Source organism: Hydrogenophaga sp. (assembly GCF_019635465.1).
Taxonomy (GTDB): Bacteria; Pseudomonadota; Gammaproteobacteria; order Burkholderiales; family Burkholderiaceae_C; genus Hydrogenophaga.
Window position 1 is genome coordinate 19,039 of record NZ_JAHBZK010000014.1, and the last position, 26,330, is coordinate 45,368.

Consider the following 26,330-nt stretch of genomic DNA (forward strand, 5'->3'; position numbering starts at 1 on the left):
TCCAGGGTTTGAACGATTGACAAAGATGGGCAGCATAGTTGCAAAAGGCGGGCCAGGTTCGTCCGTGTTTCCCCGGAGGCCAGGCGCGTCATGAACCTTCGCTTCGTAGAAGCGTTTTACTGGGTGGCCACGCTCAAGAGCGTCACCCGCGCGGCAGAAAAGCTGTTCCTCACGCAGTCGGCCATGTCCAGCCGCATTGCTGCGCTGGAGGAAGAACTCGGCGTGTTGCTGCTGGACCGGCGCGACAAGCAGTTTCGCCTGACCACGGCCGGCACGCGATTCCTGACCTATGCCCAGCGCATGCTGGAGCTGCAGCGCGAGGCCAAGACCGAGATGGGCTCGGGCGAAGCACTGGCGGTATCACTGCGCATTGGCGCCATCGAGTCGGTGTTGCACGCCTGGCTGATTCCGTGGATGGAGCAGCTGCGCATCGAGCACCCGGGGCTGGAGCTGGAGCTGTCGGTGGAGACCACGCCCATCCTGATCGAGCAAATGCGCCGGGGCACGCAGGACATCGTCTTCACCGCCTTGCCCACGGCCGCCGATGGCGTTCGCTCGCGCAGCCTGCCGTCGATGGACATGGTGTTTGTGGGCAGCGCCAGCCTGCACCGCAAGCGCCGCTACACGCTCGACGATCTGGCCGAGCTGGACTTGCTGACCTTCCAGCGCGGATCGCTGCCCCATGTGGCCCTGCTGGAACTGTTCCGCGCGGCGCGCGTGGAGCCCCGGCGGGTGCACACCATCTCGTCGGTGTCGGCCATGCTGCAGATGGCGCAGGGTGGCTTTGGCGTGGCCACGCTGCCGCGCGAGGCGGTGCAGCACCTGTTTGCCGTGGCCGACCTGCGCGAGCTCCCCTGCGACGCGCGCTTGCAGCCCCTGCCCATCCACGCCAGCTACCGCAGCGACCCGTCCACCCAGGCCGTCGAGACGGTCATGCGCTCGGCGGTGGCCTTTGTGGACGCCTGGCGGGCGCACCGCGAAGGCACCGCAATGGGGCGTTCGCGCGCCAAAGCGCCCCAAGGCAAAGCATCGAAAAAATCGATGAGCTAAGCAAGAAAATTTGCGTTTGTGGCCGCACGGCCGGCTGCCCACAATCCGCCCCAACGTGACAAGCCTGTGACGTGCAACCGAAGCGGCACATGCCGTTTCAACCGGAGACCAGGACCGTGGGGCTGTTGGAAGACATGGACGTGATTCGCATCGATGCCGACGCCCAGGCGCGTGCCCGGCACCTGCGCGACACCATCCGCCACGGCGAGTGGACGCAACACACCAGCGGCCTGGCTGACGATCTGGTGCAGGGCAACGTGGTAATCCTGCCGCGCGATCTGGCCGACGAATTTCTGCTGTATTGCCAGCGCAACCCCAAGCCCTGCCCGCTGCTGGCGGTGGGTGAGGCGGGCAACCCGGCGCTGCCCGGTCTGGGCGACGGCATCGACATCCGCAGTGATCTGCCGCGCTACCGCGTCTGGCGCGACGGCGTGCTGGTGGACGAGCCGACCGAGATCACCTCGCTCTGGCGCGATGACCTGGTCACCTTCGTGATTGGCTGTTCGTTCTCGTTCGAGCAGGCCTTGCTGGAGGCCGGCATGCGCCTGCGCCACATCGACCAGGGGCGCAACGTGGCGATGTACCGCACGAACCTGGCCACGGCACCCGCCGGCCCGTTCAGTGGCCCCATGGTGGTGAGCATGCGCCCGCTCAAATCGGCCGACGCCATCCGCGCGGTGCAGATCACCTCGCGCTTTCCCGACGTGCACGGCGCACCGGTGCACATCGGCGACCCCGCACTCATCGGCATCCACGACCTGGCGCACCCCGACTACGGCGACGCGGTTGAGGTGATGCCCGACGAACTGCCTGTGTTCTGGGCCTGTGGCGTCACGCCGCAAGCGGCCATCACACAGGCGCGCCCCGCGTTCTGCATCACGCACGCCCCGGGCGCGATGTTGATCACCGACCTTCTCAACCAGCAACTCGCAAGCGACCAAGGAGAGTGACATGTTCAAGACGGTAATCGGCCTCAGTGCCCTGGCACTGGCCGGCGCGGTGCACGCGCAGGCCAAGTGGGACCTGCCCAGCGGCTACGGCGCCAACACCTTCCAGGTGCAGAACCTGCAGCAGTTCGCCAACGACGTGGACAAAGCCACGGCCGGCAAACTCAAGATCACGCTGCATCCCGGCGGCTCGCTCTACAAGGCCAACGAGATCAAGCGTGCGGTGCAGACCGGCCAGACACCTGCGGGCGAATTCATCATCTCGGGGGCGGCCAACGAGAACCCGCTGTTCGGCGTGGACTCGGTGCCTTTCCTGGCGACCGGTTATGCCGACGCCAAGAGGCTGTACATGGCCGCCAGGGGCGCGCAAGAGAAGGCGCTGGCGCAGCAGGGCATGAAGGTGCTGTTCTCGGTGCCCTGGCCCGGCCAGTCGCTCTATTCCATCAAACCCGTCAACGGGCCGGCCGATCTGGTGGGCACCAAGATGCGCGCCTACAACCCGGCCACCACCCGCATCGCCCAGTTGCTCAAGGCCCAACCGGTGACCATCCAGCTGGCCGAGCTGCCGCAGGCATTGGCCACCGGCGCTGTGCAGAACTTTCTCACCTCCAGCGCCAGCGGGGTGGAGAGCAAGCTGCATGAGCAGGTGAAGAACTTCTACCCGGTGTCGGCCTGGTTGCCGCGCAACATCACCGTGGTCAATCAGAAAGACTTTGACGCCCTCGACAAGCCGACGCAGGACGCGCTGCTCAAAGCGGCGGCCGAGGCCGAGACGCGTGGCTGGGCCATGAGCGAGAGGCTCGACGGCGAGTACATCAAGCAGCTGGCCGCCAATGGCATGGCCATCACGCCGCCGAGCGCCGAGCTCAAGCAGGCCCTGGCCGCCATCGGCGAGACCATGACCGCCGAATGGATCAAGGCGGCCGGCCCTGAGGGCCAGGCGATCGTGGACGCCTTCCGCAAGCAGCCCTGAGCGGCTGATGCCAGTCCAATGAATCAGAGAAAACGCACCCCCGTGAGCACCTGCCAGGGGCGCCATCTAGGCGCCAAGCGCAGCCAGGCTGGTTGCCTGGCGAGCATTGGCAACGACGAGGGTGCCCCTGGCAGGTGCTCACCCTTCGGGCCGTGCCGCCAAGGCGCGCATGCGGGCGTTGCGGCCCTTGCGCAGGCGGCCAGCCTGCGCGGCGGACCGCGTCTACGCCTGCACACCTTGGCGGCACGGCGGGGGTGCGTTTTCTCTGATTCATTGGACTAGGTGGCCACGCGGCCTTACCTGGGTGGTGCCCCGGTGGGCGGCACCGCCCGAACCTCTCTCCCTTCTCTTTCTCAACGTGGCGAGGCGCACGATGGACAAGCTCGTCCTGCAATTCTTCCGCCTGTTGCTGGCGCTGGCCAGTGTGGCGATGCTGGCGGCCTTTGCCAGCGTGAGCCTGGGGGTGATGGCGCGGCTGATGCGCTGGGACATCCCGGGCCTGGACGCGTACGCCGGCTACGCCATCGCGGCGGCGCTGTTCCTGGCCTTGCCCGGTACGCTGGTGCGCGGCGAGCACATCCGCGTGACGCTGGTGCTCGATCGCCTGCCTGCCGGCTGGCGCCGCGGATTCGAGTGGTGGTGCCTGCTCGCCGGCCTGGCCTTGTCGCTCTACACGGCGTGGTACGCCGGCCAGTTGGTGTGGATCTCGCACCTGACCCACGACGTCTCGCCCGCAGCCGATGCCACGCCCCTGTGGTTGCCGCAACTGGCGATGGCGCTGGGCTGTATCGGTCTGGCCCTGGCCTTTGCGCAGGCGGTGATCTGGCGGTTGTCCGGGCGCGAGCTGATCGCAGCCGACACCGCCGCCCGCACCGAATGAGCCTTGACTCACCACTGAATCAACCCTCCAAGGACCGCGCATGGAAGCCTTGATTGCCCTGGTGCTCGTGATCGCCCTGTTTGCCGTGCTCGGTTCGGGCCTGTGGATCGGCCTGTCGCTGGTGGCGGTGGGCGTGGTGGGCATGGAACTCTTCACCCACCGGCCTGTGGGCGACAGCATGGTGCTGACCATGTGGGGCGCCACCTCCAGCTGGACGCTGACGGCGCTGCCATTGTTTCTGTGGATGGGCGAGATCCTGTTCCGCAGCCGCGTCTCCGACAGCCTGTTCAAGGGCCTGGCGCCGTGGCTGAACTGGTTGCCCGGGCGGCTGCTGCACGCCAACGTGGTGGGCTGCACCATCTTCGCGGCGATCTCGGGCTCGTCGGCCGCCACCTGCGCCACGGTGGGCAAGATCACGCTGCCCGAGCTGCAACGGCGCGGCTACCCCGAGCACATGGCCGTTGGCACGCTGGCGGGCGCCGGCACCCTGGGCCTGTTGATCCCGCCCTCGATCATCCTCATCGTCTACGGTGTGGCGGCCAACGTGTCGATCGCCAAGCTGTTCCTGGCCGGCGTGGTGCCTGGCCTGGCGCTGGGTCTGCTGTTCAGCGGCTACATCGTCGTCTGGTCGCTGCTGCGGCGCGACCAGTTGCCACCGCCCGAGGCGGGCAGCGGCTGGTGGCAGAAGCTCAACGACTCGCGGCACCTGATCCCGGTGGTGCTGTTGATCGTGCTGGTGCTCGGCGGCATCTACAGCGGCGTGGCGACTGCAACCGAAGCCGCCGCCCTGGGCGTGGCGGGTTCGCTGCTGCTCTCGCGCATCGACGGCACGCTGAGCTGGGCCACGTTTCGCGACGGACTGGTCTCGGCCTGCCGGGTGTACTGCATGATCGGCCTGATCCTGGCGGGCGCAGCCTTCCTCACGCTGGCCATGGGCTTCATCGGTCTGCCGCGCCAGGTGGCCGAGCTCATCGGCGCGCTGCACCTGCCGCCGCTGGGCCTGCTGGTGCTGCTCACGGTGTTCTTCATCGTGCTGGGCTGCTTTCTCGATGGCATCTCGATGGTGGTGCTCACCATCGCGGTGCTGCTGCCCACGGTGCAGGCTGCCGGCTTCGACCTGATCTGGTTCGGCATCTACATCGTGCTGGTGGTCGAGATGGCGCAGATCACGCCGCCAGTGGGCTTCAACCTGTTCGTGCTCAAGGGCCTGACCCAACGCGAGGTGACCTGGATCGCGCGCGCCACGTTGCCGCTGTTCGTGCTGATGGTGGTGGCCGTGTTGATGACCTACCTGGCGCCGGGCCTGGCGCTGTGGCTGCCCTCGCAGATGCAGGGCTGAGGAGGGCACCCCCATGCGACGTCGCACCGCACTGATCGGCCTGGGCCACGCCCTGGGCGCGTCACTGGCGCTGGGCGCCAACGCACCCACGACCTGGCGGCTGGCCACGGGCTATCGCGCCAGTTCCTTCCACACCGAAAACCTGCGCTGGTTTGCCGAGGCCGCGGGCAGGGCCACTGGCGGTGCATTGCGCATCGATGTGGTGCCCGACAACCAGTTGGCCCCGTTGGCCCGCATCGAAGGTGAGGTGCGCGCCGGGCGCATCGAGGCAGGCGAGACCATCATGAGCAGCCTGGTCGCCGAGGTACCGATCGCCGGGGCCGACTCGGTGCCGTTCGTGGTGTCGAGCTACGTGGACGCCCGGCGCCTGTGGACCTTGCAGCGCCCGCTGATCGAGCGTCACTTTGCCGAGCGCGGTCTGGTGGTTTTGTATGCCGTGCCCTGGCCGCCGCAAGGCTTGTACAGCCGGCGCCCGATCAGCGACGTCAGCGACTTCCGTGGCAGCCGCATGCGCACCTACAACGCCACCACGGTTCGCATTGCGCAGTTGCTGGGTGCCGAGCCGGTGGATGTGCCCATGGTGCAGGTGGCGCAGGCGCTGCAGGCCGGGCGCATTGACAGCATGATCACCTCGGCCGTGACGGGCGTTGAAAGTTCGGTGTGGCAGCACATCAACCACTACCACGAGATCAACGCCTGGTTTCCCAAGAACATCGTGTTCGTGAGTCGACTCGCGTTCGAGCGACTGGACGCATCTCAACGCCAGGCGCTGCTGCGAACGGCTGGCGAGGCCGAGGCGCGCGGCTGGCAGTTGAGCGAAGCGGCGGCCTCCACCTCCACGCAGACCCTGCGCCAGCAAGGCATGACGGTCTCGCGCGTGCCAGCCCAGGTGGACGCCGCACTCAAGCGACTGGGCGAGAAATTTTCCCGCGAGTGGGTACGATCCGTCGGTCACGAAGCCAACGCGATCTTCGTCCCCTATTACCTGCAATCCCCCCGATGAGGGCCTGACCCTCCCGACGTTTCTTCAACGCACATGAACTCCTCCATCGACGCCCGTTGGCAATTCTGGATCGACCGCGGTGGCACCTTCACCGACATCGTCGCCAAGCGCCCCGACGGCACGCTCACCACGCACAAGCTGCTGTCAGAAAACCCCGAGCAATACCGTGACGCAGCGGTGGCCGGCATCCGCCACCTGCTGGGCCTCAAGCCAGGCGAAGCGGTGACGCCCGCGCAGGTGGCCTGCGTGAAGATGGGCACCACGGTGGCCACCAACGCCTTGCTTGAGCGCAAGGGCGAGCCGACGCTGCTGGTCACCACGCGCGGCTTTCGCGATGCGCTGCGCATTGCGTACCAGAACCGACCACGCCTGTTCGATCGCCACATCGTGCTGCCCGAACTGCTGTACAGCCGCGTGATCGAGGCGCAGGAGCGGGTGGACGCGCAAGGCGAGGTGATCGAGGCGCTGGATGAAGCGCACCTGCGCGAGCGGCTGTGGGCGGCGTTCGACGCCGGCCTGCGCAGCGTGGCCATCGTCTTCATGCACGGCTACCGCTTCACCGCACACGAGGCAACCGCCGCGCGCCTGGCCAAAGAGATCGGCTTCACGCAGGTGAGCACCTCGCACGAGACCAGCCCGATGATGAAGTTCGTCAGCCGCGGTGACACCACGGTGGTTGACGCCTACCTGTCGCCCATCCTGCGGCGCTACGTCGACCAGGTGGCCGGCGAGATGCCGGGTGTGCCGCTGTTCTTCATGCAAAGCAGTGGTGGCCTGACGGACGCCCACCGCTTTCAGGGCAAGGACGCGATCCTGTCCGGGCCTGCCGGAGGCATCGTGGGCATGGCACGCACGGCAACACTCGCTGGCCACGACAAGGTCATCGGTTTCGACATGGGCGGCACCTCCACCGACGTGTCGCACTACGCGGGGGCCTTCGAGCGCGAGTTCGAGACCCAGGTGGCCGGCGTGCGCATGCGCGCACCGATGATGAGCATCCACACCGTGGCCGCGGGCGGCGGCTCCATTCTCAGCTTCGACGGCTCGCGCTTTCGCGTCGGGCCCGAGAGCGCGGGTGCGAACCCCGGCCCGGCCAGTTACCGCCGTGGCGGCCCGCTGGCGGTGACCGACGCGAACGTGATGCTGGGCAAGATCCAGCCGGCGCACTTCCCCAAGGTGTTCGGCCCCAATGCCGACGAGGCCCTGAGCGCCGAAGCCGTGCGTGCGAAGTTCGGCGAACTGGCGCAGCAGACCGGCCGCACCGCAGAAGACGTGGCCGAGGGCTTCATCCGCATCGCGGTGCAGCAGATGGCCAACGCAATCAAGAAGATTTCGGTGGCCCGCGGCTACGACGTGACGCGCTACACCCTGCAGTGCTTTGGCGGCGCGGGCGGTCAGCACGCCTGTCTGGTGGCCGATGCGCTGGGCATGGGGCGCGTGTTCGTGCACCCGCTGGCGGGTGTGCTCAGTGCCTATGGCATGGGGCTGGCCGACCAGAACGTCATCAAGGAGCAGGCGGTCGAGCGTGTGCTGGCGCCCGACGCCATGGCCGACATCGCCGCGCAGCTCGATGTGCTCGCGCTGGGCGCCTCCGATGAACTGCGCGCGCAGCAGGTAAGCCAGGGGCAGGTGCAGGTGCTGCGCCGCGTGCACGTGCGCTACGAAGGCAGCGACGCGGCGCTGATCGTGCCCTTTGGCGCGCAGGCCGATATCGAATCGGCGTTCGAGGCCGCGTACCGCCAGCGCTTTGCCTTCCTGATGCCGGGCAAGCGCCTGATCGCCGAAGCCGTGTCGGTGGAGGCGGTGGTGGCCGGCGACGCACCCGCCGAACCACGCCACGCCCTGCACGAGCCGCGCGAGGTGCCGCGCCGCGACACGGTGAAGATGTACGCCGAAGGACAGTGGTTCGACGCCGCACTGGTGGTGCGCGAGGACATGCGCCCGGGCGACGTGATCGACGGGCCGGCCATCATTGCGGAGAAGAACGCCACGACGGTGGTCGAGCCCGGCTGGGAGGCACAGCTGACGGCACTGGACCACATCGTGCTCGAGCGCCGCGTGCCGCGCGCTACCCAGCACGCGGTGGGCACCACGGTGGACCCGGTGCTGCTGGAAGTGTTCAACAACCTGTTCATGAACATTGCCGAGCAGATGGGGCTGCAACTGCAGAACACCGCCTACTCGGTGAACATCAAGGAGCGGCTGGACTTTTCGTGCGCGCTGTTTGACGCCGAGGGCAACCTGATTGCCAACGCGCCACACATGCCCGTGCACCTGGGCTCCATGGGCGAGAGCATCAAGACGGTGATCCGCGAGAACGCCGGGCGGATGCAGCCGGGCGACGTCTATGTGCTCAACGATCCGTACCACGGCGGCACGCACCTGCCCGACGTCACGGTGATCACGCCGGTGTACATGAACGTTGAGCGCTCCGCGTTTGGCGTTGAGCGGCCGCTGTTCTACGTCGGCTCCCGTGGACACCATGCCGATATCGGTGGCACCACGCCAGGTTCGATGCCCCCGTTCTCCACGCGCATTGAAGAAGAGGGCGTGCAGATCAACAACGTCAAGCTGGTCGAAGGCGGTCGCCTGCGCGAAGCCGAGATGATCGCCTTGCTGCAGAGCGGCGAGTACCCGAGCCGCAACCCGCAGCAGAACATGGCCGATCTCAAGGCACAGATCGCGGCCAACGAGAAAGGCGTGCAGGAGCTGCGCAAGATGGTCGAGCAGTTCGGCCTTGATGTGGTGCAGGCTTATATGCGCCACGTGCAGGACAACGCCGAGGAGTCCGTGCGCCGTGTGATCACGCGCCTGAAAGACGGCGCCTTCACCCTGCCGCTGGACAACGGCGCGCAGATCCAGGTGACGGTGCGGGTGAACGCGGCGCAGCGCAGCGCGCAGATCGACTTCGCCGGCACCAGCGCTCAGCAGATCAACAATTTCAACGCGCCGACGGCGGTGTGCATGGCGGCGGTGCTGTACGTGTTCCGCACGCTGGTCGACGACGACATTCCGCTCAACGCGGGTTGTCTCAAGCCGCTGGAAGTGATCATCCCGCCTGGCTGCATGCTCAACCCCAACCCGCCGGCCTCGGTGGTGGCGGGCAACGTCGAGACGTCGACCTGCATCACCAATGCCCTGTATGGCGCCCTGGGCGTGATGGCGGGCAGTCAGCCGACGATGAACAACTTCACCTTCGGCAACGCCCGGCACCAGTACTACGAGACGATCTCGGGCGGATCGGGTGCCGGTGATGGCTTCGACGGCACGTCGGTCGTGCAGACGCACATGACCAACTCGCGCCTGACCGACCCCGAGGTGCTGGAGTTCCGCTTCCCGGTGCGCCTGGACAGCTACGAGATACGGCAGGGCTCGGGCGGTGCCGGGCGCTGGCACGGCGGACACGGCGGCGTGCGCCGCGTGCGCTTCCTGGAGCCCATGACGGCGAGCATCCTGTCCAACGGGCGTGTGCATCCGGCCTTCGGCATGGCGGGTGGCGCGCCGGGTGCGCCTGGCATCAACCGCGTGGTGCGCGCCGATGGGCGCATCGAAGACCTGGCGCACATCGGTCAGGCCGAGATGGCTGTGGGCGATGTGTTCGAAATCCACACGCCGGGCGGCGGTGGCTTCGGCGCCTGACGATCAGAGTTCTTCGACGCGGCGCGCGGGGTAGCTGTCCCAGGCCTGGCAGCCCGGGCACTGCCAGAAGTGCTGGCGGGCTTCGAAGCCGCAGGCCGCGCAGCGGTAACGCTGCAGTGGCCCGCTGGCCTGATCGAGTGCCCGGCGCACGGGCTCTGCCGCGGCGGGGTCAGAGAGTGCCTCGCCGGCGAGCCACTGGCTGGCGATCACCAGGGAGGGCTCGGCCTCCAGGTGGTGCAGCAGCACGCGGCGGGATTCGTCGCCCGCCGGGCTCAGGCGCGCCAGCGCGTCGGTGACATCGATCGAGGGGGCGCGCGCCTGCAACGCCTCCAGTGCGGCGCGCACCTGGGGAATCCGTTCGGTCTGCTGTGCCAGCTCGGCCATGGCGCGTGCCGCCAGTGGCGCAGCCTGTGGGGCGAGGCGGGTCAGCGAGAACAGGTCGTCGAGCGCGCCGGCGGTATCGCCTTGTTGCGCACGCAAGGCCGAGCGGGCCATCCAGCCGCGCGCCAATGAGGGCACGCGCTGCACCGCGTCGTCGAGCAAGGCGCGGGCGCGGGCGGGATCGCCTTCGCGTTGGGCGTTGTCGGCCAGCTCGCACAGGTAGTGGGCAATGCGCGTGGCAAAGCTGCCTTGCTCCACCGCGTCGAGCTTCTCGGCAATGGTGCGGGCCAGGGCCCAGTCGCGCGAACGCTCGTAGATGGCCAGCAGCGCCAGCCGGGCTTCGCTCTCGAAGGCGGTGCCTTCGAGCTTTTGCAGGGCCGACTCGGCGCGGTCGAGCAGACCGGCCTTGAGGAAGTCGAGCGCCAATGCGTGCTGGGCGCGATCGCGGTCCTTGCGCACCAGGTCTGCGCGCGAGAGCAGGTGTTCGTGCACGCGCACGGCACGGTCGTAGTCGCCTCGGCGGCGAAACAGATTGCCCAGGGCGAAGTGCAGTTCGGTGGTGTCGGGGTCGCCCTGGACGGCCTCGATGAAGGCGTCGATGGCCTGGTCCTGCTGCTCGTTGAGCAGGTGGTTGAGACCGCGGAAGTAGGCCTTGGGCGCCTGCCTGCTTTCCATGCGCCATTGGCGCAGGTCCAGGCGAGAGGCCACCCAGCCGAGCGCAAAGGCCACCGGCAGGCCCCATAGCAACCAGGTGAGATCAAAGTCCATGCCGGCGATCGATGGGTTCGTGGGGCATGACGGTCGATTCAGGCCCGAAGGTGGTGGTGCCTGCGCCCGAGCGTGAGCGGGGCCGGCGCGCGCGCAGCCACAGGGGCAGCATTACCAGCACACCCAGGCCGACACCGATCAGGAGCACCAACAGCAGCACAAGCACCAGCGGGGCCTGCCAGCTGTGGCCGAAGAAGAAGTGCAAGGTCACGCTGTCGTGGTTGTTCAGCGCGAATGCGAAGAGGACAAAAAAAATGGCTGCGTTGAGCAGCCACATCAGGTACTTCACTGCATCCCCTCTGTGGTGGGCATGCATTGTAGTCAGGGTGTTCAGCCTGGCAGGTCGGATGCCTGCTGCTGTTGCATGGCCTTGGTGCGTTCGTCCACCTGCTCGCGCAGCGCTTTGCCGGGCTTGAAGTGCGGCACGCGTTTCTCGGGAATCATGACGCTCTCGCCCGAACGCGGGTTGCGCCCGATGCGGGGAGAGCGGCGGTTCACCGAGAAGCTGCCGAAGCCCCGGATTTCAATCCGGTGCCCTTTGACCAGGGCATCGCCCATCGCGTCGAGGATGGCCTTGACGGCAAACTCCGCGTCGCGGTGGGTGAGCTGGCCAAACCGTGCGGCCAGGGCTTCGACGAGATCGCTTCGGGTCATGAAAGGTTGTGCGTTGTGCGTTTGGCGTTCAGCGAGGAGCGGGCGCGCAGGTATCCCCCACGCTCAACGCCCCACGCCGAACGCTCAACGTCTATCAGCGTCCGTTGTTGTTGTCGAGCTTGGCGCGCAGCAGGGCGCCCAGGCTGGTGGTGCCGGCATTGCCCGCGTTCTGGCTCAGGCTGGCCATGGCTTCCTGCTGGTCGGCAGCGTCCTTGGCCTTGATCGAGAGCTGGATGTTGCGGGTCTTGCGGTCCACGTTGACAACCACGGCGTTGACCTCGTCGCCTTCTTTCAGCACGTTGCGCGCGTCTTCGACGCGGTCGCGGCTGATTTCGGAGGCGCGCAGGTAGCCGATCACGTCTTCACCCAGGTCGATCTCGGCGCCCTTGGCGTCCACGGTCTTGACCTTGCCGGTCACGATGGAGCCCTTGTCGTTGACCGACACGAAGGTGGTGAACGGGTCGCCATCGAGCTGCTTGATGCCCAGGCTGATGCGCTCGCGCTCCACGTCGATGGCCAGCACGACGGCGTCGACTTCCTGGCCCTTCTTGTAGTTGCGCACGGCTTGTTCGCCGGGCTCGTTCCAGGACAGGTCGGACAGGTGCACCAGACCGTCGATGCCGGCGGCCAGACCCACGAAGACGCCGAAGTCGGTGATCGACTTGATCGGGCCCTTGACGCGGTCGCCACGCTTGGTAGCTTCAGCGAACTCGTGCCAGGGGTTGGCCTTGCACTGCTTCATGCCCAGCGAGATACGGCGCTTGTCTTCGTCGATGTCGAGCACCATGACTTCGACTTCGTCGCCCAGCGACACCAGCTTGGACGGGGCCACGTTCTTGTTGGTCCAGTCCATTTCGGAGACGTGCACCAGGCCTTCGATGCCGGGCTCGAGTTCCACGAACGCGCCGTAGTCGGCGATGTTGGTGACCTTGCCGAACATGCGGGTGCCTTGCGGGTAGCGGCGGCTCACGCCCAGCCACGGATCGTCGCCCATCTGCTTCAGACCCAGCGACACGCGTTGCTTCTCGGTGTCGAACTTGAGGATCTTGGCGGTGATTTCCTGGCCGGCCTGCACCACTTCGCTCGGGTGGCGCACGCGGCGCCATGCCATGTCGGTGATGTGCAGCAGACCGTCAATGCCGCCGAGGTCGACGAACGCACCGTATTCGGTGATGTTCTTGACCACGCCGTTGACGATGGCGCCTTCTTTCAGCGTTTCCATCAGCTTGGCGCGCTCTTCGCCCATGGAGGCTTCCACCACGGCGCGGCGGCTCAGCACCACGTTGTTGCGCTTGCGGTCGAGCTTGATGACCTTGAATTCCAGGGTCTTGTTCTCGTAGGGGGTGAGGTCCTTGGTGGGACGGCTGTCCACCAGCGAGCCCGGCAGGAACGCGCTGATGCCGTTGACCATGACCTTGAGGCCGCCTTTGACCTTGCTGGTGGTGGTGCCGGTCACGAATTCGCCCGATTCCAGGGCTTTCTCGAGGGCCATCCACGAGGCCAGGCGCTTGGCCTTGTCGCGCGAGAGCAGGGTGTCGCCGAAGCCGTTTTCGACGGAGTCGATGGCCACGGAGACGAAGTCACCGACCTGCACTTCGAGTTCGCCCTGGTCGTTCTTGAATTCGGCCAGCGGCACATAGGCTTCCGACTTCAGACCGGCGTTGACCACCACGTGGTTGTGTTCGATGCGAACGACCTCGGCGGTGATGACCTCGCCAGCACGCATTTCAGCGCGCTTGAGGGACTCTTCGAAGAGGGCGGCAAAAGATTCAGACATTGGGTTTCCTGAGAACCGCCTGACGTCGGCGCGGTACGCCCCAATGGGCAGCGCGGGTTCGACGGGTGGGCGGCGTTGCTTGTGCCGTGCGAAACACGGCGGGTTGAGTGAAAGAACCCTAAGACCTGCGGACGGGGAACATCCGGCGGGGCCGTCGGGGCCTGGATCGGCCTTCTCAGCGTGCTGGGAAAGCTTGCTTGCTGTGCCACCAGGTCAACACCTGCCGCACCGATTGCTCGATGGTCAGCTCGGAGTTGTCCAGCAGCACCGCGTCTTCGGCTGGCTTGAGGGGCGCGTGCTTGCGATTCATGTCGCGGGCGTCGCGCGCCTTCAGGTCATCCAGAAGGTCGGCGAGTATAGCGGGTATTCCCTTTGAAATCAATTGCTTATGGCGACGCGAGGCGCGCTGTTCGGCGCTGGCGGTGAGGTAGACCTTGAGCGGGGCCCCGGGGAAGATGACGGTGCCCATGTCGCGGCCGTCGGCCACCAGGCCAGGCAGGTGCCGAAACCCGAGCTGTAGATCGAGCAGCGCCGCACGCACCTGGGGCACGGCGGAGACGCGCGAGGCGGCCATGCCTGCGGACTCGGTGCGCAGCACTTCGGTGACGTCTTCGCCGTCCAGCCAGGTCTTGCCTGGGGTGAAGCGAACGTCGAGCGAGGAGGCCAGCTTGCCCATGCGATCGGCGTGCTCGGGTTCGCGCAGGTCGGCTTCGGTGGTGGACAGGCCTTCGCGCTCGGCGGCCAGCCCGACCAGTCGGTACAGCGCGCCGGAGTCGAGCAGGTGATAGCCCAGCTGCGAGGCCAGTTCGGCCGCCAGCGTGCCCTTGCCGGACGCCGTCGGCCCGTCGATGCAGATGACCGGGATCGATTCGGCACGGGTGCGGCAGACGCTGAACAGGGCTTCGAAGTAGTCGGGAAAGGTCTTGCCGACGCACTTCGGGTCGTCGATGCGCACCGGCAGGCCAGCCGGGTTGAAAGCGGCCAGCGAGAAGCACATGGCCACGCGGTGGTCGTCGTATGTGTGGATGTTGGCCTTGCGCCAGACCGTCGGCGGTGTGATGCGGATGAAGTCGTCGCCGGCTTCGACGGTGGCACCCAGTTCGCGGCATTCGGTGACCATGGCCGCAATGCGGTCGGTTTCCTTGACCCGCCAGCTGGCGATGTTGCGTAGCGTGGAGGGGCCGTCTGCAAACAAGGCCATGACGGCCAGCGTCATGGCCGCGTCCGGAATGTGGTTGCAGTCGAGGTCGATGGCCTTGAGCGGCCACGCGCCGCGCCGAACCCGCAGACTGTTGGCCTCGCCCTGAACATTGGCGCCCATGAGGCGCGCCGCGTCCACAAATCGGATGTCGCCCTGAATGGACGACAAGCCCACGCCTTCAATGACGACGCCGTCGGTGCCCGGCGTCGGGGCCGCGATGGCACCGAGTGCAATGAAGTAACTGGCCGACGACGCATCGGCCTCCACGGCGATGTGCCCGGGTGAGGTGTAGCGACTGCCTCGGGGAATGACGAATCGTTGCCAGCCCTTGCGCTGCACCTGCACGCCAAAGCGTTGCAGCAGGTTGAGGGTGATTTCGATGTAGGGCTTGGAGATGAGTTCGGTGACCACTTCGATCACCACGTCCTGCGAGTGCGCGGCCAGGGGCAGCGCCATCAGCAAGGCGGTGAGGAACTGGCTGGACACATCGCCCCGCACCTGGATGGGCGCGTCAAGCTGCAGTGAATGCGCTGCACCGTCACCCAGTTGCAGCGGCGGGTAGCCTTCGTTGCCCAGGCATTTCACTGGGCAGCCCAGTTGGCGCAGTGCATCCACCAGATCGCCAATGGGGCGTTCGTGCATGCGCGCGATCCCGCTGAGCTCGAAGCGGGCACCTTCGGCGGTGGCCATCAGCGCAAGAGCGGCCGTCAGCGGACGCATGGCCGTGCCGGCGTTGCCCAGGAACAGACGGGCATCGCGAACGGGGAGCCGGCCGCCGAGGCCGCGCACGCGCACCGAGGACTCGCCGGTGGACTCCACGCCGCAGCCCAGTGCGCGCAGGGCGTCCAGCATCACGCGGGTGTCGTCGGAGTCGAGCAGGTCATCGACCTGGGTGGGGCCGTCGCTCAACGCGGCCAGCAGGAGCACCCGGTTGGAGATGCTCTTCGAGCCGGGGAGTCGCACCCGCCCACCGGCAGTGGCAAGGTGGGGTAGGTCCAGGCTGGGTATTGAGAACATGCGTGGCGACCCGACCCGCTCAGCCTTGCGGCTTGATGGCCGTCATGCGCCAGTTCGCCCGCGCCTCGCTCGCCTTGTCGATAAGCGCTTCAAGTGCGTCCGCGTCGCCGTTCTTGATCGTGGCCTCGAACTGCTGCATGGCGCGCAGAAAGTGGCGCGACTGAGCGATGAGCTCTTCGCGGTTGGACAGCAGGATGTCGCGCCAGATCGCCGCGTCGCTGGCTGCGATGCGGGTGAAATCGCGAAAGCCCGGACCCGCCAGGGAAAGGTAGTCAGCCCCTTCCGGCTGGTTCTGAATGGCGGTCATCAATGCAAAGGCCATGAGGTGTGGCAGATGGCTGATCGCCGCATAGGCGGCGTCGTGACCTTCGGGCGTCATGCGCTTGACCTGGCAGCCCAGCGCACGCCAGACCTTCTCGGCCTTGTCCACGTGGCCAGGCGAGGTGCGTTCGATGGGGGTCAGGATGACCTGGCGACCGGTGTAGAGATCCACGTCGGCGTTGTCCACGCCGGCGAGTTCCTTGCCTGCAATGGGGTGCGCCGGTACGAAGACGCCGACCTGTTCGCGCAGCACGCGGCGAGCGGCGTCAATGACCTCACGCTTGGTGGACCCGACGTCCATGATCAGCACGTCGTTGCGCACGAGGTGGCGAATGGCCTTGAAGGTGGCTTCGGTGGCCGCTACCGGCACGGCCAGCAGCACCAGGTCGGCGCCGGACACCGCCAGCAAGGCACTCGGGGCCTCGACATCAATGACCCCCATCTGCCGCGCGCGCTCCGTGGTGGAAGGTGACTTGCTGTAGCCAACCACGCGCTTGACCAGGCCAGCGCGCTTGAGCGCCAGCGCAAACGAGCCGCCCATGAGGCCGCAGCCGATCAGTCCCAACTGTTCAAACATCATTCGGTTACCGGGTAGGCACCCAGCACCTTGTAGAAGGCGCAAAGGCTTTGGAGTTCTTCAAGGGCGGCGGCCACGTTCGCTTGTGACGGGTGGCCGGCGAGGTCGATGTAGAAGTAGTACTCCCACTGCCCTGACTTTGCCGGGCGACTTTCGAAGCGGGTCATTGACACACCATGGCGCTTGAGCGGTACCAGCAAGTCGTGTACCGCCCCTGGGCGGTTGGGCACTGACACCACCAGGCTGGTGCAATCGCGCCCGCTGGCCGGCGGTGTGGCCAGCGTCTGGGGCAGGCAGATGATGGCAAAGCGCGTGCGGTTGTAGGCCTCGTCCTGTACGGCGTGGGCCACGATGTGCAGCCCGAACTGGGCCGCTGCGCGTTCACTGGCCAGGGCCGCAAATCGCGGATCCTCTGCGGCCAAGCGTGCACCTTCGGCGTTGCTGCCCACCGCGCGGCGCTCGGCGTGTGGCAAATGCTGCGACAGCCAGCCCTGGCACTGTGCGAGGGCCTGGGGGTGGGCCATGACCACCTCTATCCCGTCGAGGCCGACCTGGCGGCGCAGCAGGTTGTGCCGCACCAGCAGACTGACTTCGCCAACCACGTGCACCGGCGAGCGCAGGAACAAGTCAAGCGAGCGCGCGACCACGCCTTCGGTCGAGTTCTCGACACCGACCACGCCGAACTGCGCCGTGCCGGCCGCAGTGGCGTGGAACACCTCGTCAAAGCTGGCGCAATACACAAGGTTGGCCGCGCTGCCGAAGAACTCGATGGCGGCCTGTTCGCAGAACGTGCCTTGCGGTCCGAGCACGGCCACCCGCTGGGGCGTCTCCAGCGCCAGGCAAGCAGACATGATTTCGCGCCAGATGGACGCCACATGCTGATTGAGCAATGGGCCTTCATTGGCGTGCTGGATCTTGTCGATGACCTGGGCCACGCGATCCGGGCGGAAAAATGGCGTGCCTTCTTGGCGTTTGAGCTCGCCAACCTGCTCGGCCACGCGGGCGCGCTGGTTCAGCAAGCTGAGCAACTGGCGATCGAGCGAGTCGATCTGCACGCGCAATTCGCCCAGGGCATCGGATTGTTGTGGCTGTGCGGCCATGGGTCAGGCCATCTCTTTCTCGAAGTCGCGCATGAAGTCGACCAGGGCTTGCACGCCCTCGATGGGCATGGCGTTGTAGATGCTGGCGCGCATGCCACCCACCGATTTGTGCCCCTTGAGCTGCAGCAGGCCGCGCGCATGTGCGCCGGCCAGAAAGGCCTCATTGCGCCGCTCGTCCTTGAGAAAGAACGGAACGTTCATGCGTGAGCGGCAATCGATGGCCACGCGGTTTTCATAAAAGTCAGAGCCGTCGATGAAGCCGTACAGCAGCTTGGCCTTGGCGATATTGCGCTGCTCCATGGCCGCCACGCCACCCTGGCGCTTGAGCCACTGAAAGGTGAGGCCAGCCATGTAGATCGCGTAGGTGGGCGGCGTGTTGAACATCGACTGGTTGTCGGCGACGGTCTCGTAGTCGAAGGCCGACGGGCAAACGGGCAGGGCATGTCCAATGAGGTCTTCGCGAACGACAACCAGCGTCAGCCCGGCTGGCCCAAGATTCTTTTGCGCACCGCCGAAAGCCAGGCCGACACGCGACCAGTCCACCGGGCGCGAGGCCACGTGCGAAGAGAAGTCGATCACCAACGGTGCGTCGCTGCCCAGCGACTTGAGGTCGGGCAACTCATGGCACTCGACGCCATGAATGGTCTCGTTGCTGCACAGGTGCACGTACTGCGCGTCGGCACTCAGTTGCCAGCTCGTGGGCGGAGGAAGCGTGGTGTGTTGGGTGTCTGCGTTGGAGGCCGCCACACGCGCCGTGGCGTAGCGGGCCGCCTCCTTGAGCGACTTCTGGCTCCAGCTGCCCGTGACCACGAAGTCGATGGCACCACCCTTTGAGAGGTTCAGCGGGACGATGGCGTTCTCGGCCAGGCCACCACCTTGCATGAACAGCACCTTGAAGTGCGCCGGCACCGCCAGGAGCTCTCGCAGATCGGCCTCGGCTGCGGCCAGAATTTCGCCGAATGCCTTGCCGCGATGGCTCATCTCCATCACGCTCATGCCCGTGCCGTGCCAGTCGAGCATCTCGGTCGCTGCGGTTTGCAAGACCTCAGCCGGCATGGCGGCCGGACCGGCCGAAAAGTTGAAGGGTCGCGCCATCACGTCGTTGCCGCCGGTTCGTCGCCCTCCGGCTCGCTTCCCTCGGGCGCATTGGCGTCGTTCTCAACAATGCGTTGGAGACCAGAGAGTTCGTCGCCGTCGTCCAGTGCGATCAGCGTGACGCCCTGTGTGGCGCGTCCCATTTCGCGAATCTCCCCGACGCGGGTGCGCACCAGCACACCCTTGTCGGTGATCAACATGATCTGATCGTCGGCATGTACCAGGGTGGCCGCCACCACCTTGCCGTTGCGCTCGCTTTGTTGAATGGCGATCATGCCCTTGGTGCCGCGGCCGTGGCGGGTGTACTCACCAATGGGCGTGCGCTTGCCGTAGCCATTGACGGTGGCGGTCAGCACGCTTTGAGACTCGTCTTCAGCGACCAGCATGGCGATCACGCGTTGGCCATCTTCGAGCATCATGCCGCGCACGCCGCGTGCATTTCGGCCCATGGGACGCACGTCGTTTTCATCAAAACGCACCGCCTTGCCGCCGTCGGAGAACAGCATGACGTCGTGTTGTCCGTCGGTAAGCGCTGCCCCGATCAGGTAGTCGCCTTCGTCCAGGTCCACCGCGATGATGCCGGCCTTGCGCGGGTTGCTGAACTCATCAAGTGCCGTCTTCTTGACCGTGCCGCCGGCCGTGGACATGAACACGTAGTGATCTGCCGGGAAGCTCCGGAATTCGCCCGTCAGCGGGAGTACCACGTTGATCTTTTCGCCCTCAGCCAAGGGGAACATGTTCACGATGGGTTTGCCTCGCGAACCGCGTGAGCCCGATGGAACCTCCCAGACCTTGAGCCAATAGAGGCGGCCACGGTTGCTGAAACAGAGAATCCAGTCGTGGGTGTTCGCAATGAACAACTGGTCGATCCAGTCGTCTTCCTTGGTGGCGGTGGCTTGCTTGCCTCGACCGCCGCGGCGTTGTGAACGGTATTCACTCAGCGGCTGACTCTTGATGTAGCCCGAGTGGCTGAGCGTGACCACCATGTCGGTCGGGGTGATCAGGTCTTCGGTGGCGAGGTCTTGCGCGTTGTGCTCGATCTCACTGCGCCGCGCGCCCAGCTTGGTCTGCCCGAATTCCTGGCGAACGGCGATCAGCTCCTCGCTGATGATGGTGGACACACGCTCGGGCTTGGCGAGGATGTCGAGCAGATCGTCGATCTCTGCCATCACCTCCTTGTACTCGGCAACAATCTTGTCCTGCTCGAGGCCGGTCAGGCGCTGCAGGCGCATCTGCAGAATTTCCTGGGCCTGCGTATCGGAGAGGCGGTAGAGGCCATCGCCTTGCATGCCGTACAGCTTGTCGAGGCCGTCGGGGCGATAGTCGTCGGCGTTCACCGTGCCGCCGTCGGCTTTGGCGCGTGTCAGCATTTCGCGAACCAACTGGCTGTCCCAGCTTCGGTTCATGAGCTCCGCCTTGGCCACCGGTGGGGTGGGGGACTCGCGAATGATCCGGATGAATTCGTCGATGTTGGCCAGCGCCACGGCCAGACCTTCGAGCACGTGACCCCGCTCACGTGCCTTGCGCAGGTTGAAGATGGTGCGCCGCGTCACCACCTCTCGGCGGTGCTCCAGAAAGACGGTAATGAGGTCCTTGAGGTTGCACAGGCGGGGCTGGCCGTCCACCAGCGCCACCATGTTGATGCCAAAGGTGTCCTGTAGCTGTGTTTGCTTGTACAGGTTGTTGAGCACCACCTCGGGCACTTCGCCGCGCTTGAGCTCGATCACCAGGCGCATGCCGGACTTGTCCGACTCATCCTGGATGTGCGAGATGCCTTCCAGCTTCTTCTCGTGCACCAGCTCGGCCATTCGCTCCTGAAGCGTCTTTTTGTTGACCTGGTAGGGCAGCTCGTCAACGATGATCGCTTGGCGCTGGCCCTTGTCGATGTCCTCGAAATGGCACTTGGCCCGCATCACCACGCGACCGCGACCGGTGCGGTAGCCGTCCTTGACACCTTGAATGCCATAGATGATCCCTGCGGTCGGGAAATCCGGCGCCGGAATGATTTCCATCAGTTCATCGATGGACGCATCCGTGTTTTTGAGTAGATGCAGGCAGGCGTCGACGACCTCATTGAGGTTGTGCGGCGGGATATTGGTCGCCATGCCAACGGCAATGCCGGCGCTGCCGTTGACCAGCAGGTTGGGCAGGCGGGTTGGCAAGACCAGCGGCTCCTTCTCGCTGCCGTCGTAGTTCGGACCGAAATCGACCGTCTCCTTGTCGATGTCGGCCAGCATCTCATGGGCAATCTTCGACAGGCGAATTTCCGTGTAGCGCATGGCCGCCGCGTTGTCGCCGTCGACCGAGCCAAAGTTGCCCTGACCGTCCACCAGCATGTGGCGAAGCGAGAAATCCTGCGCCATCCGCACGATCGTGTCGTAGACCGCAGAGTCGCCGTGGGGGTGGTATTTACCAATAACGTCACCAACGATACGGGCCGACTTTTTGTAAGGTCGATTCCAGTCGTTGTTGAGTTCGTGCATGGCGTAGAGCACACGCCGATGCACAGGTTTCAGACCGTCCCTGGCATCTGGCAGCGCTCGCCCCACGATCACGCTCATCGCGTAGTCGAGATAGCTCCTGCGCATCTCTTCTTCCAGGCTGATGGGCAGGGTTTCTTTGGCGAATGACGTCATGGGTGTTTGAGCTGGTGGACAGGGCCTGGAAGCAACCGGGCATTTTAGTTCGCGAGCCGCGGTGCTCTCCTGTGGGGGGGCTGTTGCGATGGGGCAACGGATGTCGCCTTGGTGGCGCAGGCAGCCAGCCGCGCCAAACCGGTCCCACGACCGTCATCATGCTTGTGGCACAATGTTTTCAGCGTTTTGGGTCGATTGGCCTCCCGAACGTTTTCTGTCGTACCGTTATTTGTGTCACGCAGGTCGTCTGCGGCTTACCAAGAGGAAAACCATGAAAAAACTCAACCGAGTGGCAATGCTGTTTGCAACCGCCGCCATGGCAACGGCTGCAGGTGCTCAGAGCATCGACAACTGGCGTAACGGGACCAGCGAGCTGGTGTGGAAGAACGGCACGAATGAACTGTGCTGGCGCGATGCCACTTGGACGCCTGCCACTGCTGCTCAAGGTTGCGACGGCGCGATTGTTCCCAAAGCCGCCATGCCCGCTCCGGCCCCGGCTCCCGCACCTGCCCCGGCGGCAGCTGCTCCCGCACCGGCGCCGGCTCCCGCTCCGCGCCCGGCACCTGCGCCGGCCGCCACCAAGGTCACCTACGCAGCCGACGCATTCTTTGATTTTGACAAGGCCGTTCTCAAGCCCGAAGGCCGCGCCAAGCTGGACGATCTGGCTGGCAAGGTGCAAGGCATCAACCTGGAAGTCGTGATCGCCGTGGGTCACACCGACGCCACCGGTGCCGCTGCTTACAACCAGGCACTGTCTGTCAAGCGCGCCGAGGCCGTGAAGGCGTATCTGGTGAGCAAAGGTATCGAAAGCAACCGTATCTACACCGAAGGCAAAGGCCTGACCCAACCGGTCGCTGACAACGCCACCCGCGAAGGTCGCGCCAAGAACCGTCGCGTGGAAGTCGAAGTTGTGGGCACCCGCAAGAACTGATTCGCCTCGCGATCAAGAAAAACCGCGCCATGGCGCGGTTTTTTGTTGCCCTTTGCATAATTCGCTCATGTCTGCTCAAAGCAATGCTGACCCGGCCGAACTGGCCAAGTTTTCGGACCTTGCCCATCGTTGGTGGGATCAGGACAGCGAGTTCAAGCCCTTGCACCGAATCAATCCGCTGAGATTGGATTGGATTGATGGACTGGCTTCGGTCGCTGGCAAGAACGTACTGGACGTGGGGTGCGGTGGCGGCATCTTGTCGGACGCCATGGCAAGGCGCGGGGCCCAAGTCACTGGTATCGATCTGGCGTCCAAGGCACTAAAAGTCGCTCAGCTTCACGCGCTGGAGGCGTCTACACCCAATGTCAACTACCGTGAGGTGAGTGCGGAGGAGCTTGCAGCCGAATTGCCGGGCTCTTTTGATGTAGTGACTTGTATGGAGATGTTGGAGCACGTGCCTCGCCCGGCGTCTGTCGTGAACGCGTGCAGTCGATTGGTAAAGCCAGGCGGCTGGGTGTTCTTTTCCACGATCAATCGCAACGCGAAGGCGTTCCTGTTTGCGATTCTTGGTGCCGAATACATGCTCCGGATGCTGCCGCGAGGCACGCATGAATATGCCAAGTTCATCCGCCCCAGCGAACTCGCAACCCATTGCCGCGCGGCAGACTTGGAGCTTATCCAGACCCGAGGCATGGAATACAACCCGCTGACACAGCACTATTGGCTCAGCAGTGACACCGCCGTCAATTACCTGTTCGCAACCCGGCGTTTGTGACATGGCCGAAGGGATGTGGCGCGATGTACGTGCTGTGCTTTTTGACCTGGACGGCACCTTGTTGGACAGCGCGCCCGACCTTGGGGCTGCGGCTCAGCATTTGCGGGCTTCTCAGGGCCTGGCGCCTTTGCCGTTGATTCGGTATCGGGCGCACGCCGGCTCCGGCGCGCGTGGCATGTTGCGAGTGGCCTTTGGTATCACCCCTGAGGCCGAGGGCTATGAGGCCTTGCGCCAGGCGTTTTTTGACGCCTACGAGGTGCGCATGCTCGATGCGACACGCCCGTTTGGCGGTGTTGATGAATTGCTGGCACGTCTTGCTGAATCGGGTCGAGGTATGGGCGTGGTGACGAACAAGTCTGAGCGGTTCGCACTTCCCATTGCCCGTGCGTTGCCCGTGTTTGAAAGAATGCAGGCCTTCGTGTGCGGTGACACAACACCCCATGCAAAACCCCACCCTGCGCCTTTGTTGGAAGCGGCAAGGCGTATGGGGGTTGAGGCTCGAGACTGTGTGTACGTCGGAGACGATGAGCGCGACATTCAGGCGGGTCGGGCAGCGGGTATGCGCACAGTGGCAGCGCGATACGGCTACCTCGGGTCGGAGGCCAACGTCGCGTCGTGGAACGCCGACGCTGCCATTGACAGCCCGCTGCAGCTCTTGAAACTGTTCAATTTGCCCTAAACTCTCGCTCTCCTGGGGCTGCACCGGTTTCGACGTGGGTTCGGACACGCAGCAGGGCATGTCGAGGTTCTGTCACCTCGTAAAACCGCAGAAAAAAACTAACTGCAAACGACGAACGTTTCGCACTCGCCGCTTAAACACCGGTGAGCCTCGCAACAGCACGCCGATGGGCTGGGCAAGGGGGTCGCAAGACCTCCCGGCTGCGAGGGCATTCACATCGGCTGGTCTCGTGCCGGGCAGCTTGGCGCGAGGTGAGATTCAAGGCTGCTGGCTTGATGGATAGCGTGCCGCTGCGCGATCCAGAAGGCGAGATTCAAATCAGACGGCTACACATGTAGAACTGCGCGAAGAAGGCTTGCGGACGGGGGTTCAATTCCCCCCAGCTCCACCACTCACTGCAAGGGTCTGTTGCCACGCAAGGCGCGTTGGCGCAGGCGGCGCTTGCGTTGCCACCTAGTGCGGGCCACCCAGGCTGCGCTGGCCAGCGCATAGGCGGCCAATCCACTGACGCAGGCAACGACGGCCAACCCCAAGAACAAGGGTTTGCCAACTGCCCCAATGCGCTCCAGCCACAGCCTCAGCTGACCCGATGCGCCGCCCTGAGTTGGCAGGTTCTGTACATGATCGAGCTCCCGGGCGGCGTCTTGATGTGAGACGGGCTCTTCACCTAGCAAGGCTTTACCCAGCCTGTAGGCGCCGTAGTAGACCGGGCCGAAGGTGACGGGGTTCGTTACCAGCGTGCTGCCAACCGCGACAGGCAGGTTGGCTCGAGCGATCACAGCCGCAGCGGCGGCAAACGGAATTTGCGCTACCGGAACAAGGAACCCGAAGAAGACGCCGATCCCCAGCCCCATGGCGATACCTCGCCGGCTGAAGTGCCACAGCCTTGGCTGGTGCAACAGGGGTCTCAGCCAACGCAGCCATCGGTTGGATCGGATCGTCTCGGGAGAAGGTAGCCAGGCCCGCAGGCGGTCTTTCATGCGCATGAATAGCTTCGGTCGAGCCTGGATTGTGGCCGAGCGCGAGCATCAGCCAGGGTGGCACGCTGTGCATGGACAATCGCAGGCATGTTGCGCTTGGAAGAAGTGTTGTATTCGCAGGGTTTTGGAACCCGTCGAATCTGTCGTGGCCTGATTCAACAGGGGCTGGTGGTCGTGGGCGACGCCATCGATCCTTCGCTGGACCCAGATGAATTCGTTGATCCCCATTCCCTGCGCTTTCGCGTGGACGGGCAGCAATGGATGTGGCAGGAACGCGCCTATTTGATGATGAACAAGCCGGCAGGCTATGAGTGTTCACAGCGCGCTTCGTCGCATCCCAGCATCTATACCCTCCTGCCTGGTCCCTTGCGCCAGCGCGGAGGTGGAGCGGCCGCCGGCGTGCAAGCGGTGGGGCGCCTGGACCAGGACACGACCGGCCTTTTGCTGTTGTCGGACGATGGTGCGTTCATTCATCGCCTGACCTCGCCCAAGCACCACGTTCCCAAAGTCTATGAAGTGGTCTTGCGGCATCCGTTGACAGCGAACACGTGTGCCCGGCTGGAAGCGGGGGTGGTTCTGGATGACGACCCCCGCCCCGTCAAAGCGGCCAAGGCGGATGCCACTGGCGATTGCAGTCTTCGCCTGGTACTGACCCAGGGGAAATACCACCAGGTCAAACGCATGATTGCGGCGGTGGGCAACCGCGTGGAGCAATTGCATCGCTCGGCCATTGGCGCAGTGGTGTTGCCTGATGATCTGTCACCTGGTCAATGGCGCTGGCTCAGCGCTGACGAGGTTCAATTGTTGAGGCAGCCGCCGCGGTGATCGCGTCGGTTTGAGCTCAAAGAAGATCACCTTTGCGGCTGTCCAGAGGCATCAGGAACGAGTTGTTGTCCTGCCACTGGGAGTGGAAGTCGCTGCTGCGCGCATCGGCTGGCACGCTGTTGGGCCAGTTCGACAGGGGGCCAAAGTCGCTGTTGGAACGGGTGCTGCGTTGGCGATTGATGGCACTGCGCAGGTTGGCCTGGGCCGCGATGATGGCGCGCTCTTCCATCTCGCGCTCGCGCATGGCTCGGTTGAACTCCGACTCGCCCAGAAATTCGGCGCGGATCTCCGCAACGGTGGGCAGGCTGTTCGAGCGGACCACCCAATAGGGCAGGCCGATCTGGCTGAGCAGCGAGTGCTTGAGCGCACGGGTGCTGCGCGGAATGCCCGCCGCTCCGGGGACGTCGAGGCAGCCGACCACGCGCCCGTCCGACTTGCAGACTGTAAATGTGCAGTAGACGCCGCCCAGCAGCTTGTACCAGTCCACACCTTCTTCGCGCTGGCGAGGCAGCGTGAAACGGGTTACCGGCAGCTTGATCATCACGTGGTGGTCGTAGAAGGCACGGGCCAGCCAATGCCAGACCCTGGCTTCCTCGCTGTTGGCCAGTGGGCGCGCTGCCAGTGGCCAGTGTTTCGGAATGCGACGCTTCTCCCGGGCTTTTCGCGCGGCCCAGAACCGGTGCAGCAGCGCACCCACCGCCAGCAGGGCGGGGGCGAGGGCTACAAGCAGCCAGGGTTGGTTCCAAGTGTTCATGGAGGGGCGATTTGCCAGACTTGTATCA

22 protein-coding genes and 1 other RNA gene are annotated in these 26,330 nt (G+C 65.1%); 12 read left to right on the forward strand and 11 right to left on the reverse strand.

What is annotated here, in order from left to right:
* Positions 1–90: 90 nt before the first annotated feature.
* The 7 genes from KF871_RS13415 (at position 91) to KF871_RS13445 (ending at position 9,831) form a co-directional block, all read left to right on the forward strand.
* Entirely contained in the window at positions 91–1,050 is a 960-nt protein-coding gene (locus tag KF871_RS13415) for a LysR family transcriptional regulator (protein WP_291143281.1), read from the forward strand.
* Between the two features lie 134 nt (positions 1,051–1,184).
* Positions 1,185–2,000 (forward strand): putative hydro-lyase, encoded by an 816-nt coding sequence (locus KF871_RS13420; RefSeq protein WP_291143570.1) that lies wholly within the window; start codon positions 1,185–1,187, stop codon positions 1,998–2,000.
* A 1-nt stretch (position 2,001) separates the two neighbouring features.
* Positions 2,002–2,970, forward strand: a complete 969-nt coding sequence (locus tag KF871_RS13425; RefSeq protein ID WP_291143284.1) for a TRAP transporter substrate-binding protein — start codon at positions 2,002–2,004, stop codon at positions 2,968–2,970.
* A 373-nt stretch (positions 2,971–3,343) separates the two neighbouring features.
* Positions 3,344–3,850, forward strand: a complete 507-nt coding sequence (locus tag KF871_RS13430) for a TRAP transporter small permease (protein WP_291143287.1) — start codon at positions 3,344–3,346, stop codon at positions 3,848–3,850.
* Positions 3,851–3,890: 40 nt separating this feature from the next.
* On the forward strand, positions 3,891–5,189 hold the full coding sequence (locus KF871_RS13435) for a TRAP transporter large permease subunit (protein ID WP_291143290.1): 1,299 nt from the start codon (positions 3,891–3,893) through the stop codon (positions 5,187–5,189).
* 13 nt (positions 5,190–5,202) lie between these two features.
* Complete coding sequence (locus KF871_RS13440) at positions 5,203–6,192, forward strand: TRAP transporter substrate-binding protein (RefSeq protein WP_291143293.1); 990 nt, start codon at positions 5,203–5,205, stop codon at positions 6,190–6,192.
* A gap of 33 nt (positions 6,193–6,225) precedes the next feature.
* Entirely contained in the window at positions 6,226–9,831 is a 3,606-nt protein-coding gene (locus KF871_RS13445; protein WP_291143296.1) for a hydantoinase B/oxoprolinase family protein, read from the forward strand.
* 3 nt (positions 9,832–9,834) lie between these two features.
* Here the strand turns inward: KF871_RS13445 and lapB are convergent, their stop codons facing one another.
* The 9 genes from lapB to gyrA form a co-directional block, all read right to left on the reverse strand.
* Positions 9,835–10,980, reverse strand: a complete 1,146-nt coding sequence (gene lapB / locus KF871_RS13450; protein WP_291143299.1) for a lipopolysaccharide assembly protein LapB — start codon at positions 10,978–10,980, stop codon at positions 9,835–9,837.
* Positions 10,970–11,269 carry a lipopolysaccharide assembly protein LapA domain-containing protein gene (locus KF871_RS13455; protein WP_291143303.1) on the reverse strand — a complete coding sequence of 100 codons (300 nt, stop codon included), beginning with the start codon at positions 11,267–11,269 and terminating at the stop codon, positions 10,970–10,972. Before KF871_RS13455 ends, lapB begins: the two co-directional genes overlap by 11 nt.
* A gap of 41 nt (positions 11,270–11,310) precedes the next feature.
* Complete coding sequence (locus KF871_RS13460; RefSeq protein WP_291143306.1) at positions 11,311–11,634, reverse strand: integration host factor subunit beta; 324 nt, start codon at positions 11,632–11,634, stop codon at positions 11,311–11,313.
* A gap of 94 nt (positions 11,635–11,728) precedes the next feature.
* Positions 11,729–13,411, reverse strand: coding sequence for a 30S ribosomal protein S1 (gene rpsA / locus KF871_RS13465; protein WP_291143309.1), 1,683 nt, complete (start codon positions 13,409–13,411; stop codon positions 11,729–11,731).
* 175 nt (positions 13,412–13,586) lie between these two features.
* On the reverse strand, positions 13,587–15,629 hold the full coding sequence (locus tag KF871_RS13470) for a bifunctional 3-phosphoshikimate 1-carboxyvinyltransferase/cytidylate kinase (protein ID WP_291143312.1): 2,043 nt from the start codon (positions 15,627–15,629) through the stop codon (positions 13,587–13,589).
* A 19-nt stretch (positions 15,630–15,648) separates the two neighbouring features.
* A complete protein-coding gene (locus KF871_RS13475; protein ID WP_291143574.1) occupies positions 15,649–16,527 on the reverse strand; it encodes a prephenate dehydrogenase/arogenate dehydrogenase family protein in 879 nt (292 codons plus the stop codon).
* Entirely contained in the window at positions 16,527–17,627 is a 1,101-nt protein-coding gene (gene pheA / locus KF871_RS13480; protein ID WP_291143315.1) for a prephenate dehydratase, read from the reverse strand. Before pheA ends, KF871_RS13475 begins: the two co-directional genes overlap by 1 nt.
* Positions 17,628–17,630: 3 nt before the next feature.
* Positions 17,631–18,722 carry a 3-phosphoserine/phosphohydroxythreonine transaminase gene (gene serC, locus KF871_RS13485; RefSeq protein ID WP_291143318.1) on the reverse strand — a complete coding sequence of 364 codons (1,092 nt, stop codon included), beginning with the start codon at positions 18,720–18,722 and terminating at the stop codon, positions 17,631–17,633.
* On the reverse strand, positions 18,722–21,358 hold the full coding sequence (gene gyrA, locus KF871_RS13490; protein WP_291143321.1) for a DNA gyrase subunit A: 2,637 nt from the start codon (positions 21,356–21,358) through the stop codon (positions 18,722–18,724). The genes serC and gyrA overlap by 1 nt, the downstream gene beginning before the upstream one ends.
* Before the next feature lie 271 nt (positions 21,359–21,629).
* Here gyrA and ompA point away from each other — a divergent pair, with 271 nt between their 5' ends.
* The 4 genes from ompA to ssrA all read left to right on the forward strand — a co-directional run bounded on the left by ompA (position 21,630) and on the right by ssrA (position 24,134).
* Positions 21,630–22,289, forward strand: a complete 660-nt coding sequence (ompA, locus tag KF871_RS13495) for an outer membrane protein OmpA (RefSeq protein WP_291143577.1) — start codon at positions 21,630–21,632, stop codon at positions 22,287–22,289.
* 67 nt (positions 22,290–22,356) lie between these two features.
* The gene (ubiG, locus tag KF871_RS13500) at positions 22,357–23,064 is read left to right on the forward strand and encodes a bifunctional 2-polyprenyl-6-hydroxyphenol methylase/3-demethylubiquinol 3-O-methyltransferase UbiG (RefSeq protein ID WP_291143323.1); all 708 of its coding nucleotides are present in this window, start codon (positions 22,357–22,359) and stop codon (positions 23,062–23,064) included.
* 13 nt (positions 23,065–23,077) lie between these two features.
* Positions 23,078–23,743 carry an HAD-IA family hydrolase gene (locus KF871_RS13505; protein WP_291143580.1) on the forward strand — a complete coding sequence of 222 codons (666 nt, stop codon included), beginning with the start codon at positions 23,078–23,080 and terminating at the stop codon, positions 23,741–23,743.
* 14 nt (positions 23,744–23,757) lie between these two features.
* Positions 23,758–24,134, forward strand: a transfer-messenger RNA (tmRNA) gene (gene ssrA / locus KF871_RS13510).
* 1 nt (position 24,135) lies between these two features.
* On the opposite strand, the gene KF871_RS13515 is transcribed toward ssrA, so the two are convergent.
* Positions 24,136–24,729: a DUF2062 domain-containing protein gene (locus KF871_RS13515; RefSeq protein WP_291143325.1), complete on the reverse strand. Its 594-nt coding sequence runs from the start codon at positions 24,727–24,729 to the stop codon at positions 24,136–24,138.
* A gap of 84 nt (positions 24,730–24,813) precedes the next feature.
* On the opposite strand from KF871_RS13515, the gene KF871_RS13520 reads away from it, so the two are divergent.
* Positions 24,814–25,548 carry a 16S rRNA pseudouridine(516) synthase gene (locus KF871_RS13520; protein ID WP_291143583.1) on the forward strand — a complete coding sequence of 245 codons (735 nt, stop codon included), beginning with the start codon at positions 24,814–24,816 and terminating at the stop codon, positions 25,546–25,548.
* Positions 25,549–25,564: 16 nt separating this feature from the next.
* Here the strand turns inward: KF871_RS13520 and KF871_RS13525 are convergent, their stop codons facing one another.
* Positions 25,565–26,302: a hypothetical protein gene (locus KF871_RS13525; RefSeq protein ID WP_291143328.1), complete on the reverse strand. Its 738-nt coding sequence runs from the start codon at positions 26,300–26,302 to the stop codon at positions 25,565–25,567.
* Positions 26,303–26,330: the final 28 nt, after the last annotated feature.

Excerpts from the sequence above, each read along its gene's own strand:
- KF871_RS13415 (WP_291143281.1), top strand. The coding sequence starts at position 91 with ATGAACCTTCGCTTCGTAGAAGCGTTTTACTGGGTGGCCACGCTCAAG.
- KF871_RS13505 (WP_291143580.1), top strand. The coding sequence starts at position 23,078 with ATGTGGCGCGATGTACGTGCTGTGCTTTTTGACCTGGACGGCACCTTG.
- KF871_RS13430 (WP_291143287.1), top strand. The coding sequence starts at position 3,344 with ATGGACAAGCTCGTCCTGCAATTCTTCCGCCTGTTGCTGGCGCTGGCC.
- KF871_RS13425 (WP_291143284.1), top strand. The coding sequence starts at position 2,002 with ATGTTCAAGACGGTAATCGGCCTCAGTGCCCTGGCACTGGCCGGCGCG.
- ubiG (WP_291143323.1), top strand. The coding sequence starts at position 22,357 with ATGTCTGCTCAAAGCAATGCTGACCCGGCCGAACTGGCCAAGTTTTCG.
- ompA (WP_291143577.1), top strand. The coding sequence starts at position 21,630 with ATGAAAAAACTCAACCGAGTGGCAATGCTGTTTGCAACCGCCGCCATG.
- gyrA (WP_291143321.1), bottom strand. The coding sequence starts at position 21,358 with ATGACGTCATTCGCCAAAGAAACCCTGCCCATCAGCCTGGAAGAAGAG.
- KF871_RS13475 (WP_291143574.1), bottom strand. The coding sequence starts at position 16,527 with ATGTTTGAACAGTTGGGACTGATCGGCTGCGGCCTCATGGGCGGCTCG.
- KF871_RS13420 (WP_291143570.1), top strand. The coding sequence starts at position 1,185 with ATGGACGTGATTCGCATCGATGCCGACGCCCAGGCGCGTGCCCGGCAC.
- KF871_RS13435 (WP_291143290.1), top strand. The coding sequence starts at position 3,891 with ATGGAAGCCTTGATTGCCCTGGTGCTCGTGATCGCCCTGTTTGCCGTG.
- lapB (WP_291143299.1), bottom strand. The coding sequence starts at position 10,980 with ATGGACTTTGATCTCACCTGGTTGCTATGGGGCCTGCCGGTGGCCTTT.
- KF871_RS13525 (WP_291143328.1), bottom strand. The coding sequence starts at position 26,302 with ATGAACACTTGGAACCAACCCTGGCTGCTTGTAGCCCTCGCCCCCGCC.
- pheA (WP_291143315.1), bottom strand. The coding sequence starts at position 17,627 with ATGGCCGCACAGCCACAACAATCCGATGCCCTGGGCGAATTGCGCGTG.
- rpsA (WP_291143309.1), bottom strand. The coding sequence starts at position 13,411 with ATGTCTGAATCTTTTGCCGCCCTCTTCGAAGAGTCCCTCAAGCGCGCT.
- KF871_RS13460 (WP_291143306.1), bottom strand. The coding sequence starts at position 11,634 with ATGACCCGAAGCGATCTCGTCGAAGCCCTGGCCGCACGGTTTGGCCAG.
- KF871_RS13440 (WP_291143293.1), top strand. The coding sequence starts at position 5,203 with ATGCGACGTCGCACCGCACTGATCGGCCTGGGCCACGCCCTGGGCGCG.
- KF871_RS13445 (WP_291143296.1), top strand. The coding sequence starts at position 6,226 with ATGAACTCCTCCATCGACGCCCGTTGGCAATTCTGGATCGACCGCGGT.
- KF871_RS13515 (WP_291143325.1), bottom strand. The coding sequence starts at position 24,729 with ATGCGCATGAAAGACCGCCTGCGGGCCTGGCTACCTTCTCCCGAGACG.
- KF871_RS13470 (WP_291143312.1), bottom strand. The coding sequence starts at position 15,629 with ATGTTCTCAATACCCAGCCTGGACCTACCCCACCTTGCCACTGCCGGT.
- serC (WP_291143318.1), bottom strand. The coding sequence starts at position 18,722 with ATGGCGCGACCCTTCAACTTTTCGGCCGGTCCGGCCGCCATGCCGGCT.